A 16,710-nucleotide genomic window follows, 5' to 3' on the forward strand; every position below is an offset into this window, starting at 1 on the left:
CATGCTCCTTTTTAATAACAATATTAGAAATTAGTCTACCCCATATTGTAACATAGTTCTTACAATTTGAAGTGAACTTCTAGCACTATTTATTCAATGGTTATCCCATAATTTTGGGGATCCCAGCCTACTTTAAACCCTAATTTCTCAGAAATTACACGAAGTGGAACCATAGTTACATTATTCATAATTTTTGGCGCTACTTCCGCTGTGATACGATCCCCATTTGCCAGTAGATCTGCATTATCAATCCATAAATCGATTAGCTTATCCCCGCGAATAACGGTAACCTTCCGTTCTTTATCATCCCATTTCACATTACCGCCGAGAGCTTCTGTAACAAATCGAATTGGGATAAGTGTATTATCATTTACAATCGTTGGCGCTTGTTCTAAAGTCATAGCTTTTAAGTTTACAGTTACCTGCTTCCTGTTTACTGTAAGTTTTACTGAATTTTTCGGTAAAGCCGGCAACTGTCCTTTATAAATAAAAGAGATGTCATCTATACTAATTTTCCCTTTCGAAGCTCTTTCATCCTGTCCATTCGCCGGATTAGCTACATAAACGCTCTTAAGCTTAATGGGGAATTTAAGATCGGAGACATCAGCCGTTAGTTTGCGCCAGCCTGTCCAGTTCGTATTTTCTGTGAAGCTGACATAGTTCAATTTGCCATCAGCATCAACAATTTCAGCACGCACCCAGTTAAAACTTCCATCTCCGAGAACCTTAGCTGTAATGAACTCAGGTTCGCCTGCAATTTGCACACCATTCGTACCATCAAATCGGGCATATGCGGCTTTCGTACCTGTACCTTTTGTAAAATCGTAAGTAATCGCTAAATTCTTATTTCCATTCGCTTGTTCAATATTTACAGAAGAAACAACCTCAGCAGGATATTTATCACCAGTAGTTATAACCGCAGACTTATCAAGATCGTACCATACCTTTTCTTGTCCTACTGGAAGAGTAACCATGGTGCTATAACCATCATACCTTGCGATAACCTGAGCAGCTTGAGAACCTGAAGCACTATCTACATGTAAAATACCATCTTTCAAGCTCCCTTTTACTCCGCTAAGTTCCCATGTTGCTGATGCCGCGGGCAGTTCTCTTGTTGCACCGCTTTTGGTTGTCACCATAATAGGCAGCTTAAAATCCCCACCCTCGGTCAATGAAAAAGCACCTGAATTGAATTTCATCGAAGTAATTTGGTCCCGACCGATAACCTCGACATCCATAGATGCAGAACCTTTCCCTGACTTCGCAGTAATCTGCGTTTTACCCGGTATTGTAGGTGTAAATACACTATCCTTAAAGCCGCCATTTGCTGTCGAACTACTCCATTGTGGAACGATACCATCCACTGAAATCGGGTTAAAATAATCGTCATATGCCTTGAATTGATAAGTGCTGGATTCATTCATGAATAAAATATTTTGACCTTTTAAAATAAGACCTTTCAACTCACCTTTAGGCGCCGTTGAATATACACCTAAACCATTTGCAACGGAACGTTGGTTGCCATTCTCCGTTTTATTAACCAATTTAGGGTCAAAATCACCTAGAGGTCTGGAAACCATTTGTGTGGAACCACCACCATCAAGCACTAAACCTTTCCAAACTCCAGCACTAATCATAAACTGCTGCAGCTCTGGAAGTGTCATACCCGCGCTACCTGCACTACGATCAGAGGTAATAATGTACGCTGTTTTCATATCTTTTGAATAACCTAATGCTGTTCGTGAGCGCGGACTGTAACCGCTGAAATCATTAATATTCCGTGTGAAGTAACTCGGCTTCGCATCGTCAACTAGCAGCGTGCTTCCCCCGATAAGCATTTTGAAGTTTTTCCAATCATATGTTTGGGAAGCATCATGCGGAACCATATCATATTTGGTGGTGATTTTATCTCCGACTTTGAGATGATTTACGATGAACTCCCTAGCTAAGCCTGAACCTCTAAGTATGTAGCCGTCCGCGGGAGCAATCATTTTAATATTCGTATCTACCGCAATTTCCTTGACGATATCATTTTGAATAAGGGCCTCAGTTGGAACGTGCGTACCATCTACTGCTCTTTGTGTCATTGCCCAAGCACTTGTATATAGGAAAAGTCCATCAGCAATCATCGCGACATTGTTATCATCCCAATAATACGTTTTATTCACACCGCCAAGTTCAAAAGATGTTCCATCTTTCGCTGTTACCTTGCCCTCAAAGTCAAGAATATCAATAATAGGTTGATTGTTCTTCGTAATTGCAAAAGAATATAATCCCGATATTTTTGCTGGCGTCGCCATCACTGTTCCATTTGTAATTTGAGCGCCCTCCGGGACACCTTCAGCCTGTGTATTGAAGAAATCTCCATTCACACCTGCAACTGCGCCGCTATCCTTCACCATGCCCAAAACGCTTTGGTTCTTCGTAAACTGCGTATTCGTTCCTGCCATTGCGTCTATCTTTACGTTCGGATTCGTCAAGTCGACCTCGATCACATTGGCGTTTACCGAAACATCCTTATTGCTTCTAATTGTTGTCCACACATAATTCTTCATGATTGCGCCTGATGTAATTGTTTCCTGTGAACTAAGCGTCAACGTTGAACCTGCCGCACTTACCGTAGTCCCAGCTGCCAATTGCCACACCAGTGCGCAAGCCAGCGCACCAATCCATACTTGCTTCTGTACCGTCATGTTGCTTTTCCACACTCCTCTTTCAGTCTAAGTCTATTATCTATCATTTTCACGATACTTATATAGACTCTTAAACTATGGAAAAAGTTACGATAGGGCTGCAGTTGTATTTATACACCAAAGAAACACAAAAAAGAGAGTCATCCCTTATGGGGCCTGCTCTCTGCCTGAGATACAAAACCTGTAAAATTTACAGAATACGTTTTATTTTAGCTTCATGCTCAATAGACCGAGCAGACAAAAGTTCAATAATGGAATGCTGCTGTTCTTGTATGAGTTCAATCCGTTTAACAGTTGCATTAGTTTCTAAAACAGCTTGTTTAACTTGAGTTTGTTCTATTTCGATCTTGTCTAGGCGGTTGTCGATACCATCAAGACGTGTATCAATACCATCCAAGCGTCTGTCGATCCCAGTCAGACGGTTTTCAATTCCATCCATACGTCTATCCATTAAATCTATCTTATCATACATCGGCAAAAATTCGGCCTTCAGCAGCGCTGATAGAGCCTCTTTCAACTCATTATCCATTTCCATCACTCCCCGATCCATCCATAATAGATGCTTATAATCGTAATTACAGTATAACATACGAAGTTCTCGTGATGAAAAGTCATTTAGTATATGTATATATTACCAATTTTTATATCATTAGTCAAACATATGTTCTCTTTTACTGAAAAGTAAAAAGCCATCCATAATAGGATGGCTTATCTAACTATATTAAACTAATGCTTGAGCTTTCAAAAGCTCAGCTTTGTCTGTACGCTCCCAAGGGACATCCAGGTCATTACGGCCAAAGTGACCATATGCAGCCGTTTGACGGTAAATTGGACGGCGCAAGTCAAGCTCTTTAATGATACCTGCTGGGCGAAGGTCAAAGTTGTTGTGAATCAGCTCAACCAACTTCTCTTCGCTTACTTTTGCTGTACCGAATGTATCCACAGAAATGGATACAGGACGTGCTACACCGATTGCGTAAGCCAATTGAACTTCACATTTCTCAGCAAGTCCAGCAGCTACGATGTTTTTCGCAACATAACGTGCTGCGTATGCACCAGAACGGTCAACTTTTGTTGGATCCTTACCGGAGAAAGCACCGCCGCCGTGACGTGCGTATCCGCCATACGTATCTACGATGATTTTACGACCAGTCAAACCAGCATCCCCTTGAGGTCCGCCGATTACGAAACGGCCAGTTGGGTTGATGAAATAGTTTGTGTTTTCGTCCAACAAATGTGCTGGTACGATAGGAGCAATAACATGCTCTTTAATATCTTTTTGGATTTGCTCTAAAGTAACTTCTTCGCTATGCTGTGTAGATACTACAATCGCATCAACACGCACTGGTTTGTCATCCATATACTCAACTGTTACTTGTGTTTTACCGTCAGGACGCAGGTATGGAAGCGTTCCATTTTTACGAACTTCTGTTAAACGGCGAGCCAATTGGTGAGAAATCGAAATCGGAAGCGGCATAAGTTCTGGCGTTTCATTAACTGCAAATCCGAACATCAGACCTTGGTCACCGGCACCAATAGCTTCAATTTCTTCTTCAGACATAGAGCCTTCTCTAGCTTCAAGAGCTTTGTTAACACCTTGTGCGATGTCAGGAGATTGTTCATTCAAAGAAACAAGAACCGCACTAGTTTGGTAGTCAAAACCGTACTTCGCACGTGTGTACCCGATCTCTTTGATCGTTTGTCTTGCAATTGCTTGAATATCAACATATTCAGAGCTAGAAGTAATCTCACCGATTACCAATACCAAACCAGTTGCTACAGATACCTCACATGCTACACGAGCATTCGGATCATTAGCAAGAAATGCATCCAATACCGAGTCAGAAATTTGGTCACAAATTTTATCCGGATGACCTTCTGTTACGGATTCGGATGTAAATAAACGACGTCCACGTACTTGCGCCATATCATTCATCCTCCTAATATCATTTAGTATGTTTGAAAAGCTTCTACTCGATGCCTCTATATGAAAAAAAGTGGGCCCGGCTTTAGCGGCAGCTTTTCACGCCAAACGGAATCCCTCTTTTGCGCTCTGCGCTGACAAGAACTTTGAATTCCGCACTGCTAAAATTTAAAACATGAATAAAGACAACAAAAAAATGAACCTTTCCCGATTGGAAAAGGTTAAATTAAACATTGACCTTCAATAAATTATCTTACTTTATTTGTCGTCTAGTGTCAATGAATGTACTCGTGAATAAATTATGAATAATTTCTAACCTTAAAGAGAAAACAAAGCTTCTTCAGCGCGTTGGATCAGCCTTTTTGTTATTGTACCCCCAACAGCCCCGGTATCTCTTGAAGAGATGTGTCCCCAATAATCCTCTTTAACCGAAGAAGATGGAATAGAGCCTAACTCCGTAGCAAATTCCGTATCTGCATTTGCCGACATTTGCTTACCCACAGGCAATCCTAGCTCAGCTGCAATCTCGTATTTGAGTGCATCCAGCGCCTTTTTTGATTGAGGAACCAACTTGCTGTTACTTCTAGCCATAATAAACGCCTCCTTAGAGTTTTTATTATTAAAACCAAGCTCCGTAAACAGTTGACCCAAGTGGGGACACCTTTATTATGGCTAGATTCCCGATCTCAAACCTCATAAGAAGTTGTCATTAAGGGTAAAATTGTGGAGAAGAAACTATTTCGCAACCGTGCTTCCATCTGCATTCAACAACAAATAGCTGCCGCGCACCATGACAAAAATGTCCGCTGTATTTTTCGGAGACGGTTTTATACCACGGCCCTCTGTTGGAAAAACCAAAAGATGATTCAGCGCAGGTTCTGTCCCCGCTGGAAGATCTTTGCCTCCCGTTACATCCGGGATGCCATTATCATCGTTGCTCACGGTGAGAACTCTGCCGCTTCGCACGATAAATTCGGCGCCAGCACCAGCATAAAGTGTTTGTCCATTTGCCAATTGGACAACCTTCATAGCCGCTGACGTCGGGTTAGTGCCCGTGCCTCCGTTGCTTCCATTGCCAGGCTGACTTCCGCCAGCACTAGCAGCGATCGCGGAGGCAACGATCTCCTTCACCTTGGCTTCGCTTAACGTGTTCTGATCAAAATAGCTCTTTGTGATCACCGGATCGGTGGACGAGCCTGGGGTTGGAGCTTCAGCTTGGGAAACTGAAAGAGATGTAGATAATAGTAAAATTGCACCGCCTGTTGCCAAGATCATTTTTTTCATATTCATTCGCTATTAACTCTCCTGTCTTAATAATCTGTAAAATTAAAGGATATCTTACTTCTTTTGTCGAATTATTTACGATTAAATAATTTAGCAAACGGAGTGATTCTATGAAAAAATTACTAACTGTCACTATGATTTTATTCTTTATCACCAGCAGCGTCAACGCTTCCTCCACCCGCGGAGATTTTGAGGGTAATCCCATTGTAAGCGTAAAAACGAATGGAAGTGAACTTAAAGTAGAGGATGTCCCAGCTATCAATTATAACGGAAGAACGATGGTGCCGATTTATATGTTAAAGCAACTTGGTGCAGATGTTGCTTGGGATGATTCGACGTATAGTGTCAATGTTACTTTGAAGAATGAACAGACTCAAAATAACGTTAAAGAAACGTCTATAATGAATGCTTATAATTGGCTAAGTGATACGGACATGCAAATTTATATGTTTGCTAGTAAATTGCAGCAGTACATGGATTTAGATCAAGTACCTAACCTTAAAGATTTACTTGATCGCGACTATTTGGAATTAACAGATGAGTACAATAAATCTTTGGAGTATGCTACTTCCGTTTATAAACAGTACGGTGCAGAAACTGGCATCAATGAAATACTAGCTAGCCAATCAAAGATACTTGAATCGGTTGGGCAAACGAAAGAATTGCTTAAAATCTGGATGACTCGTAAAAGCGACGCACAGATCAGTTCTAGCCTTCAAATGAGCGTTTTCAACAGCATAGAAAATAGCCAAAAGAACATTATAAATACCAATAAATATGCACATACTACTTTTGTACAAAAATAAAAAGAAGGCCATTAGGCCTTCTTTTTATTTAGCATTACGCTAATTATGGAGCTGGAACGAATTTAGGACCTTTTACTGTTACTGAAACTACATCGGACTTACCACTTGGAGATGTAATTGTCAGATCAAATGCTCCATCAAGAGCATCAGTTTTAGTTACAACAATGTTACCATTGGAATAGATAGTTACAGCACTAATGTTGCTAGAGTAGCTGTTAGCAGAGAATGTTACACCAAGTACTCCGTTAGCTTTTTGAGCAACATCTTGCTCATACTCTTTACCATAGTTATCTGTAACAATTAGATCTGGAGTAATAAATGCGTTACCATCAGCTGCTCCAGAGGTAGTTACGTTAACTGTCATGTCACTATCAGCAGCAATTTTGTCAACTGATAGAGCATCATTTTTAGAAGTAACAGCTACTGTTGTTTGCTTAACTTCGCCTTTAACAGTTTTGTAAGTCACGTTCAATGTAGCAGAACCTACTTTGTTACCAAGAACGTAAGCTTTACCACCAACAAGAGCTACTTTTGCAACTGCGTTGTTGGAAGTTTTAATATCAGTAATTGTACCTGCTGGAAGCTTAACTACATCGCCAGAAGCATTCTTAGCGGAAAGTTTAACTTCACGTGCGAATACTGTAGATTTCGTTACATCCTTAAGGTCATCAGCACTGATAGTGTTGATAGTTGTAGGGTCAGCAATTGTGCTGTAAGTTGATCCAACAACAGTACCGCTATCGCTCAAGTTGAACAATGTAGGAACAGCATTCACTGAGTAAGTAAGATCATCAGTAGCTTTTGCAACAGTTAATGTTTTAGTCGTCTTGGAGATCTCAACACCGTTTTTAGTGATTTTTGCAATGAAGTCAACCTTGGAACCACCTACAGCACTTCCTGTAGTGAACAATGTGAATTCATCATTGAAAGCTTCGAAGTCATTTTTAACAACTGTTCCATTAGTTTTAGTTCTAGTTCTGTCTTTACCAAACGTAGTAGTAGTAGGAAGCACATCTCCGTCTGGTGCTTTAAGACCAACTGTACCATCAGTCAATACGCCACCATTAGCGTTGTATGTGTTTGCTGTTACAGTTACTAGATACTCGTTAGTGCTTGCACTATCAATATCGTTACCTTGACTATCTGTGTAGTGAGCATCATCAAGTGTTTTACCGTATTGGTCGATAACTGCAAATTCAATTGCAGCTGTACCACCAGCAACTGCACCTTTAGCTGGGTCTGTAACTACTTTGAAGTGATCAGGTACACGAGCATCAGCAATAGTAAATGTTTTTGTTGAAGTGCTGCTTGCATTTGCTTCTGCAATGATTGCAGTAACAGAAACTGCACCTTTGGAGTTTTTGCTGATTTGATCCAATTTAATGCTTCCTTTGTGCTCTCCGGAATCAAGGATTGTAGCAACAGATTGGGAACCAGCGCCAGAAACGTTAACTTTGATACGTTTTGTGTTTTGGTCACTAGTCAGATCTTCAAGGCTAAGTTGGTTACCTGATGCATCGTAAGCAACGATTGGAATGTATACTTCTTTGTCGCCAGCAGCGATTACATCATTAAGATCACCAATCTCAACTTTGTTAGCAACTTTAGAGGATTTCACAGAGATTTTACCAGTTGCTGTTGCAGCTTGGTTGAACACTGTGAAGTTATAGTCACCAGCTTTATCAAGATCTTTGTTCAGAGAGATCTTAACTTGTGGGATATCATTTCCATTATCTTCGAATTCTGTTTTCACATCATCAGTTGAAATGTAATCATTCCAGATGATTGTAGTATCTCCAAACAATTTAGTAGTGCTAGTGTTATCTTTGCTATATGTTTTAGCATTGATCAAAGAATCATAGGAAATTGTACCGCCGTATTGGTCAAACAAGTTAAGGTCGAATTTAACGTTTTCACCTTTACCGTTAAGAGCGTCACCTACGGAGTAACGAGCTGCACCAAGCTCAAGTTTCGTCAAGATTGGTTGTGTACCCAATTTGAAGTTTTTCGTAGCTGTAATGTGGAAATCGTTGTTAACGATTGTTACAGGAATTACAGAAACACCTTGAGTTGTGTTTTCATTTGCTGTATCCAAAGTCACCAACAAAGTACCGTCAGTATCTTTAGTGATTTTTGTGAATGATGCAGCAGATGTGTAAACGTTGTAGGAACCAGCGTTTGTAGTAGCGTTCTCACCGTATTGGTTGGAAGCTTTTACTTTAACGATAGTTTTGTCAGCGTAAGCAATTGTGTCGCCAGCGTTTACGAAGTCGATTTTTGTAAGAACTTCGTCTTCACCAGTGAAAGAAGCAGTAGTTTTGTCAACAGAAGCCTCATCCAAACCGGAAACAGTTACTGTGTACTCACCTTTGCTAACTTTAACGTCAGTCAATGTCAAAACTGCGGATTTTTTGTCATCAGCAAATTTAACAGTTGTAGCAACTTCGGAAGTACCTTTTTTCAAAGCCAATTTAGCTTTGTCAGTGTCAACTGCTTTGTTGAAAGTAACTGTTACTTGTTGAGCGCCAGTTGCTTTTGCACCTGTAACGGATACTTTACCAGGAGCTACGTATTGAGCTTTCGCTTCGTATGCACCAGTAAGAAGTAGGTCACGAGTTGCGTTGGATTGGCCACCAAATTTACCGCCGTCGCCAGCAGGAAGAAGTTTCAACTCAAGAGCAAGTGCTACATAGCCTTGTGCCCAGTCGGAAACAGTTGTGTCAGTACCAGTTTTACCTTTAGCATCAGCATCTTTGTTCAGTACGCGAACCAAGAAAGTAGCCAATTGCTCTTTTGTTACTTTACCAGCTGGGTTGTATTGACCTTCAGCATAGCCGTCAGTAATACCAGCAGTTTTCAAAGCTTCGATGTAAGGAAGAGCGTAGCCGTTAGCAGCGTCGTCAACTTTAACATCGGAGAAGCTGGAAGTTTTAAGGTCTTTGTTTACTTCGATACCAGTGATCAAAGCTGCAACTTTTGCGAATTGAGCACGGTTCATTTCGTCTTTAAGACCAAATGTAGTGTCGCTCACTCCATCAAAAATACCTGCGCTGATCATTGCATCAAATTTTGCTTTTGTAGCTGCGTCAAGATCTTTAAGATCTGTGAAATCAGCAGAGGATTTAGCTGCGAAAGCTAGGGACGAAAACATGGATAATGCCATTGCTGTAGAAAGAACTACGGATAAACTTTTCTTCATAACCTTTTTTTCTCCTCCTTGAATATCTTTGGTTTTATTTTTTAGGTTAAAGCTAGTATTATTTGAGCTCGATTTACTCATAGTTTGGTTCACCCCCTTTCCAGAGTTAGAGCATTATATAACTAAGTTCGCGTGCAGCTCTAGTAGCTGCATTGGAAACTAGTAAACGTAAAGTTGGAAGAAAGACACCCACACCAATTTACATTATACATTGGTCGAATAGCGTCGTAAAGAGTTATTTTGTGATATCTGTATGGCTAGCTATAATCTGGTTAACTCTTTATTATTTGCTTGCTTTCAAAGTATTAAACGCACAGGTTTCGAAAAAGTTGCGATTATTCAAAAAAACTTTTTTTATTTTTTGAAAGAACAACAGATCCATCCCAACATAAATACGAATGAATTTGTGCATAGTACATCTGTAAAAACAAAAAAAGAAGGCCAATTGGCCTTCTTTTTTTAATCGTTAATCTTAGTTGTTATTAGCTGCACCAGTTACAGTGACTGCAACAACATCGGATTTACCACTTGGAGATGTAATTGTCAGATCAAAGGATCCTGCATCACCATTTGTTTTTGTTACTTTAATGTTACCATTAGCATCGATCGATACGCCAGTAACGTTTGCGGAGTAGCTGCTAGCTGAGAATGTTACGCCCAGAACGCCGTTAGCTTTTTGAGCATCTTCTTGCTCATACTCAACGCCATAGTTATCTGTAACAATTAGATCTGGGTTAAGGAATGCATTGCCGCCAGTTGTAGCAACTGTCATTGTGCTATCTGCTTCAACTTTATCAACTGCAAGTGCATCATTTTTAGATGTTACTGCAACAGTAGCTGTTTTAATTTCGCCTTTAATCGTTTTGTAAGATACGTTCAATGTAGCAGTACCTGTTTTGTTACCAAGAACATATGCTTTACCACCAACAAGCGCTACTTTTGCAACAGCATTGTTCGATGTTGTAATGCCTGTGATTGTACCAGTTGGAAGTTTTACAGTGTCGCCAGAAGCATTTTTAGCTGTAAGTTTAACTTCACGAGCAAATACTTGAGATTTCGTTACATCTTTCAGATCATCAGCAGAGATCTCTTTACCATCAGTACCATAAGTAGATTTAACAACTACGCCGCTATCAGTAAAGTTGAACAATGTTGGAACAGCGTTCACAGAGTAAGTCAGATCGTCAGTTTCGCTAGCAACTGTGATTGTTCTTGTTAATTTGGAGATCTCAGTACCGTTTTTCGTGATTGTTGCTGTGTAGTCAGCTTTTGCACCTTCTTTAGCATCCTCTGTTGTGAAGAGTGTGAACTCATCATTGAATGCTTCGAAGTCACCATCTGCTTCATTTTTACCGAATGTAGCAGAAGTGATTACTTTTTCACCTGGGTTTTTCAAACCAAACGTACTAGCATCAGTACCTGTAGCTGTTACTTTAACATTTACTTGATATTTGTTGTTCGAACCATCTACAAACGTTGGAGCATTGTTGCCTTGGCTATCTGTGAAGTTCGCATCGTCAAGTACTTGGCCGTATTGGTCAATTACCGCTAGCTCAACTGCAGATGTTCCGCCTTTAACGATAGATTTCGCAGGATCTGTAACTACTTTGAAGTGATCAGGTACACGAGCGTCAGAAACTGTAAATGTTTTTGTAGAAGTGCTGCTTGCATTCGCTGTTGCGATGATCGCTGTAATGGATACCGCACCTTTTGTGTTGTTATTGATTTGGTTCAATTTAATGGAGCCTTTGTGCTCACCAGAATCAAGGATGGTTGCTGTTGTTTGACCTTCAACACCAGAAACGTTCACTTGGATACGTTTGATGTTTTCGTCGCTAGTCAGGTCATCCATGCTTAATTGGTTACCAGCTGCATCATAAGCTACGATTGGTACATAAACTTCTTTGTCGCCGGCCGCGATCACATCGTTCATTTCGCCAATTTCAACCTTGTTTGCAAGTTTCGAAGATTGAACGGAAATTTTACCGCTTGCTGTAGCCGCTTGGTTGAACACAGTGAAGCCGTAATCGCCAGCTTTATCAAGATCTTTATTCAAGGAGATCTTAACTTGCGGGATATCGTTACCGTTATCTTCAATCTCTGTTTTCACATCTCCAGCTGGGATGTAATCGTTCCAGATCACAGTTGTGTCACCGAACAATTTAGTCGTGCTTGTATTGTCTTTGCTGTATACTGTCGCATTCATCAAAGAGTCATAAGAAATTGTACCGCCGTATTGGTCAAACAAGTTAAGGTCGAATTTCACGTTTTCGCCTTTACCATTTAGTGCTGTACCTACGGAATAGCGAGCATCACCTAGCTCAAGTTTCGTCAAGATTGGTTGTGTACCCAATTTGAAGTTTTTCGTAGCTGTGATGTGGCTGTCGTTGTTAACAACAGTTACTGGAACAACAGATACACCTTGTGTTGTGTTTTCGTTAGCTGTATCCAAAGTGATCAACAAAGTACCATCTGTATCTTTTGTGATTTTAGTGAATGTTGCAGCAGAAGTGTACACGTTGTAAGAACCAGCGTTTGTTGTTGCATTCTCACCATATTGGTTAGAAGCTTTAACTTTTACGATCGTTTTATCTGCATAAGCGATAGTGTCGCCAGCATTTACGAAATCAATTTTTGTAAGAACTTCATCTTCACCTGTGAAAGTTGCGGATGTTTTATCAATTGAAGCTTCATCCAAACCAGATACAGTTACTGTGTATTCACCTTTGCTTACTTTCACATCAGACAATGTAAGAACCGCGGATTTCTTGTCATCAGCAAATTTCGCTGTTGTAACAACTTCGCTAGATCCTTTTTTCAATGTCAGTTTCGCTTTTTCAACGTCAACTGGTTTGTTGAATGTAACTGTTACTTGTTGCGCACCTGTTGCTTTTGCTCCTGTTACTGAAACTTTACCAGCTGGTACGTATTGTTGTTTTGCTTCATAAGCACCTGTCAAAAGTAGATCGCGAGTTGCGTTAGCCATACCGCCGAATGTACCATCTTCACCATTAGAAAGAAGCTTCAATTCAAGCGCTAATGCTACATAACCTTGTGCCCAACCGGATACTGTTGCATCTGTACCAGTTTTGCCTTTAGCTGCTTCATCTTGACCAAGAACACGAACCAAGAAAGTAGCCAATTGTTCTTTCGTTACTTTACCAGCTGGGTTGTATTGACCTTCTGCATAACCATCCGTTACGCCAGCTGTTTTCAAAGCTTCGATGTAAGGAAGTGCATAACCGTTAGCTGCATCGTCAATACTAACGTCAGTGAAGCTGGAAGTTTTCAAATCTTTGTTGACGTCAAGACCCATGATCAATGCAGCAACTTTTGCAAATTGTGCACGGTTCATTTCGTCTTTCAGACCAAATGTTGTTTCGGATACGCCGTCGAAGATACCAGCGGAGATCATAGCATCAAATTTCGCTTTTGTAGCAGCATCCAGGTCTTTCAAATCTGTAAAATCAGCAGATGATTTCGCTGCGAATGCAAGAGACGAAAACATGGAAAGAGCCATAGCGGATGTAAGGACTACGGATAGAGTTTTCTTCATAAGGGTTTGTTTCCTCCTAATATTTTAAAGTTTTTTGTTATAAAAACTTATAACCGACGGGACAACGGGACGACATCGAAGTAGCTTGCTATCAATTTCGTATAGCTTTTTTTCTATCACCTCGTCTACATGAATTAGTATACTATTATCTCACCATTAATTCATTGACAAGTATTTTCCAAGTAGATAGCTAGATTAGTCTGTGCTCGCACTAGGAAAATGCAAAAAAAGAAGACCCCGAAGGGCCTTCTTCTCCTCCAAAATAATTACTTCACAATTACCGACGTTACAGTCGACTTGCCATTTGGCGAAGTGATGATCAAATCAAATGTTGTGCCACTATCAGCTTTGATTGTTCCGTCAGCACTAATCTCCACTTTTCCTTTAACTTGATCCGCGGAGAATGCCAGACCCATCAAATAGTTGTATGCCGGTGCTTGATCTTTGTCGTACTCAACACCATAGTTATCCGTAACAGTCAGATCTGCTACCGTATAAGCATTAGCACCTGTAGAAATCGTTGCTTCCGATTCCCCAGCTTCCAACTTGTCTACAGCAACCATATCGCTTTTTACCGTTACAGGTACACTTGCTTGTTTAACATTACCGTCAACCGTTTGATAAGTCACACTCAATGTTGCAGTGCCTTCTTTATTCCCCATTACAAAAGCTTTACCTGCATCCTCTCCAGTACCCATCGCAACCTGTGCCACGCTAGGGTTTGAAGTTGTAATTTGTGTAGCCACGGCCGGAAGCTCAACGGATTCACCTGCAGCGTTTTTAGCTGTAATTTTTACTTCGCGGGACAATTTGCTTGTTGCAATTGCCAATTCACTGTCATTCACTACGTCACTGTCCATAGCATTGAACAATGGTGCTACTGTTCCAAGACTATAAGTTAAATCTGCATTTTTACCAACAACAGTAAGTGTTCTTTCTACTTTGGAAATCTCTTGATCGCCTTTAAGAATTTGAGCTGTGAACTTAACGTAAGTCCCCTCTTTTGCTGCGCTTGTTGTTTCAAAAGTGAACTCATCATTGAAAGCTTTGTAGTCGTTAGTACCTTTTTCGTACGTATTTTTAGTCAATACGTCGCCATTTGGAGTAAGAACATGCGCAGTAGTATTGTCAATAACATTACCATTTACATCATAAGTTACTGCTGTTGCGACGACGCTATATTTCGTATTGCCTTCTGCCGTCGGAACCACAGAACCATTGCTATTTACATAGTTGGAATCATCCAACACTTGACCATATTGGTCAATCACGCTGAACTCAAAATCAGAAGTTGCTCCTGCTACAGCATTTTTAGCTGGCACTGTTACTTCTTTCAAATGGTCCGCAATACGTGCATCGTGAACAGTGTACGTTTTAGTTGCTGTGCTGCTAGCATTCGCAGTTGCAATAACTGCTGTTACAGATACTGCTCCGTTAGAACCTGCATCAATTTTATCTAATTTAATCATACCCTTGTGCTCACCCGAAGTTGCAATTGTGCTGCTACCCGTTGCCCCAGAGATTGAAACTCTAATACGCTCAGCGTTCGCATCGCTTGCCAAATCGTCTGCACTCAGTTGTTTGCCATTTGCATCATAAGCCATCAATGGAACATATACATCCGTGTCTCCGGATGCAATCACATCATTCATATCGCCAATTTCTATTTTAGTCGCTACTTTTGCGGATTGAATGCTCACTTTACCTGTTGCAGTTGCCGCTTGGTTAAATACAGTGAAGCCGAAATCTCCGGATTTATCAATATCTTTAAGCAAGGAGATTTTCACTTGTGGAATGTCGTTGCCGTTATCTTCCATTACATAGCTAACATCTTCGCTCGCAAGATAATCATTCCAGATTAAGCTAGTATCTTTAAGCTTGTCTTCACTGGATAGTGTTTCATAGGACATAACAGAACCATATTGGTCATATAAGTTCAAATCAAACTTAACATTTTCGCCTTTCGCATTCAGAGCAGTACCCACAGAATAACGCGGTTGGCCAAGCTCAAGTTTCGTCAAGATTGGTTGCGTACCAAGCTTGAAGTTTTTTGTTACAGTGATATGGCTGTCATTATTCACAATTGTTACTGGAATCACAGTCACACCTTGCGTCGTGTCATTTGTGTTAGTATCCAATGTGATCAACAGAGTGCCGTCATTGTCTTTTGTTATTTTCGTAAATGTTGCAGCTGATGTGTACACATCGTAAGAACCTGCATTTGTAGAAGCAGCTTCACCATATTGATTTACAGCTTTAGCTTTAACAATAACTTTATCTGCATAAGCAATCGTGTCATTTGCGGATACGAATTCGATGTTTTTCATTACTTCGTCTTCGCCTTTAAAAGTAGCAGTCGTTTTATCAACAGCAGCTTCATCAAGACCGCTCATATTTACTGTGTACTCACCATTGCTGATTTTAACATCTGTTAGTGTTAAAACCGCAGATTTTTTATCAGCCGCGAAAGCGGTAGTTGTTACAACATCAGCGTTACCTTTTTTCAAGGACAACTTGGTTTTTTCTACATCAACAGGCTTGTTAAAGGTAACTTCAACTTTTTGAACTCCAGTTGCTTTCGCACCAGTAACCGAAACTTTACCAGCCGGTACATATTGTTGTTTTGCTTCATAAGCACCAGTTAATAAAAGATCCCGAGTTGCGTTAGCTTGGCCGCCAAATGTACCATCTTCGCCATTAGTTAGAAGTTTCAATTCAAGTGCTAAAGCAACATAACCTTGTGCCCAATCGGAGACTGTTTTGTCCGTGCCTGTTTTACCTTTAGCAACTTCGTCTTGTCCAAGAACGCGTACCAGGAAAGTAGCCAACTGTTCTTTTGTTACTTTACCTGCCGGGTTGTATTGACCTTCCGCATAACCGTCAGTTACACCAGCTGTTTTCAAAGCTTCGATATAAGGAAGTGCATAACCGTTGGCTGAATCGTCAACACTAACGTCAGTGAAGCTCGATGTTTTCAAATCTTGATTTACGTCAAGACCCATAATTAATGCAGCAACTTTTGCAAATTGTGCGCGGTTCATTTCATCTTTCAAACCAAAGGTTGTTTCAGATACGCCATCGAAAATACCTGCAGAGATCATCGCATCGAATTTTGCTTTTGTAGCGGCATCCAAATCCTTCAAATCTGTGAAGTCAGCAGAGGATTTCGCTGCGAATGCCAAGGATGAGAACATGGAAAGAGCCATAGCGGAAGTAAGAACTACGGAAAGTGTTTTTTTCATAAAGGT

At 40.6% G+C, this 16,710-nt stretch carries 9 protein-coding genes; 1 reads left to right on the forward strand and 8 read right to left on the reverse strand.

Going from position 1 to position 16,710, the window contains the following annotated elements; genetic code table 11:
* Positions 1-89 precede the first annotated feature (89 nt).
* From GON05_RS07490 to GON05_RS07510, 5 genes are all read right to left on the reverse strand, one after another.
* Complete coding sequence (locus GON05_RS07490; protein WP_157318538.1) at positions 90-2,693, reverse strand: stalk domain-containing protein; 2,604 nt, start codon at positions 2,691-2,693, stop codon at positions 90-92.
* Positions 2,694-2,883: 190 nt separating this feature from the next.
* Positions 2,884-3,222, reverse strand: coding sequence for a hypothetical protein (locus GON05_RS07495; RefSeq protein WP_157318539.1), 339 nt, complete (start codon positions 3,220-3,222; stop codon positions 2,884-2,886).
* 192 nt (positions 3,223-3,414) lie between these two features.
* Positions 3,415-4,620 carry a methionine adenosyltransferase gene (metK, locus tag GON05_RS07500; protein WP_157318540.1) on the reverse strand — a complete coding sequence of 402 codons (1,206 nt, stop codon included), beginning with the start codon at positions 4,618-4,620 and terminating at the stop codon, positions 3,415-3,417.
* 315 nt (positions 4,621-4,935) lie between these two features.
* Positions 4,936-5,208, reverse strand: coding sequence for an alpha/beta-type small acid-soluble spore protein (locus tag GON05_RS07505; protein WP_157318541.1), 273 nt, complete (start codon positions 5,206-5,208; stop codon positions 4,936-4,938).
* 144 nt (positions 5,209-5,352) lie between these two features.
* Positions 5,353-5,907, reverse strand: a complete 555-nt coding sequence (locus GON05_RS07510) for a hypothetical protein (protein WP_157318542.1) — start codon at positions 5,905-5,907, stop codon at positions 5,353-5,355.
* A 104-nt stretch (positions 5,908-6,011) separates the two neighbouring features.
* On the opposite strand from GON05_RS07510, the gene GON05_RS07515 reads away from it, so the two are divergent.
* Positions 6,012-6,707, forward strand: a complete 696-nt coding sequence (locus tag GON05_RS07515; RefSeq protein WP_157318543.1) for a stalk domain-containing protein — start codon at positions 6,012-6,014, stop codon at positions 6,705-6,707.
* A 43-nt stretch (positions 6,708-6,750) separates the two neighbouring features.
* Here the strand turns inward: GON05_RS07515 and GON05_RS07520 are convergent, their stop codons facing one another.
* The 3 genes from GON05_RS07520 to GON05_RS07530 all read right to left on the reverse strand — a co-directional run bounded on the left by GON05_RS07520 (position 6,751) and on the right by GON05_RS07530 (position 16,704).
* Positions 6,751-9,987, reverse strand: a complete 3,237-nt coding sequence (locus tag GON05_RS07520) for an S-layer homology domain-containing protein (protein WP_246238902.1) — start codon at positions 9,985-9,987, stop codon at positions 6,751-6,753.
* A gap of 391 nt (positions 9,988-10,378) precedes the next feature.
* Positions 10,379-13,462: an S-layer homology domain-containing protein gene (locus GON05_RS07525; RefSeq protein WP_157318544.1), complete on the reverse strand. Its 3,084-nt coding sequence runs from the start codon at positions 13,460-13,462 to the stop codon at positions 10,379-10,381.
* A 266-nt stretch (positions 13,463-13,728) separates the two neighbouring features.
* Positions 13,729-16,704 carry an S-layer homology domain-containing protein gene (locus GON05_RS07530; RefSeq protein ID WP_157318545.1) on the reverse strand — a complete coding sequence of 992 codons (2,976 nt, stop codon included), beginning with the start codon at positions 16,702-16,704 and terminating at the stop codon, positions 13,729-13,731.
* Between the last annotated feature and the right edge of the window lie 6 nt (positions 16,705-16,710).

The sequence above is a fragment of the Paenibacillus anseongensis genome, assembly GCF_009757995.1.
GTDB lineage: Bacteria > Bacillota > Bacilli > Paenibacillales > NBRC-103111 > Paenibacillus_E > Paenibacillus_E chondroitinus.

Bases quoted from the DNA above. Each gene is read 5' to 3' on its own strand.
- GON05_RS07520 (WP_246238902.1), bottom strand. From the start codon at position 9,987: ATGAGTAAATCGAGCTCAAATAATACTAGCTTTAACCTAAAAAATAAA.
- GON05_RS07515 (WP_157318543.1), top strand. From the start codon at position 6,012: ATGAAAAAATTACTAACTGTCACTATGATTTTATTCTTTATCACCAGC.
- GON05_RS07530 (WP_157318545.1), bottom strand. From the start codon at position 16,704: ATGAAAAAAACACTTTCCGTAGTTCTTACTTCCGCTATGGCTCTTTCC.
- GON05_RS07495 (WP_157318539.1), bottom strand. From the start codon at position 3,222: ATGGATAATGAGTTGAAAGAGGCTCTATCAGCGCTGCTGAAGGCCGAA.
- GON05_RS07505 (WP_157318541.1), bottom strand. From the start codon at position 5,208: ATGGCTAGAAGTAACAGCAAGTTGGTTCCTCAATCAAAAAAGGCGCTG.
- GON05_RS07510 (WP_157318542.1), bottom strand. From the start codon at position 5,907: ATGAATATGAAAAAAATGATCTTGGCAACAGGCGGTGCAATTTTACTA.
- GON05_RS07525 (WP_157318544.1), bottom strand. From the start codon at position 13,462: ATGAAGAAAACTCTATCCGTAGTCCTTACATCCGCTATGGCTCTTTCC.
- GON05_RS07490 (WP_157318538.1), bottom strand. From the start codon at position 2,693: ATGACGGTACAGAAGCAAGTATGGATTGGTGCGCTGGCTTGCGCACTG.
- metK (WP_157318540.1), bottom strand. From the start codon at position 4,620: ATGGCGCAAGTACGTGGACGTCGTTTATTTACATCCGAATCCGTAACA.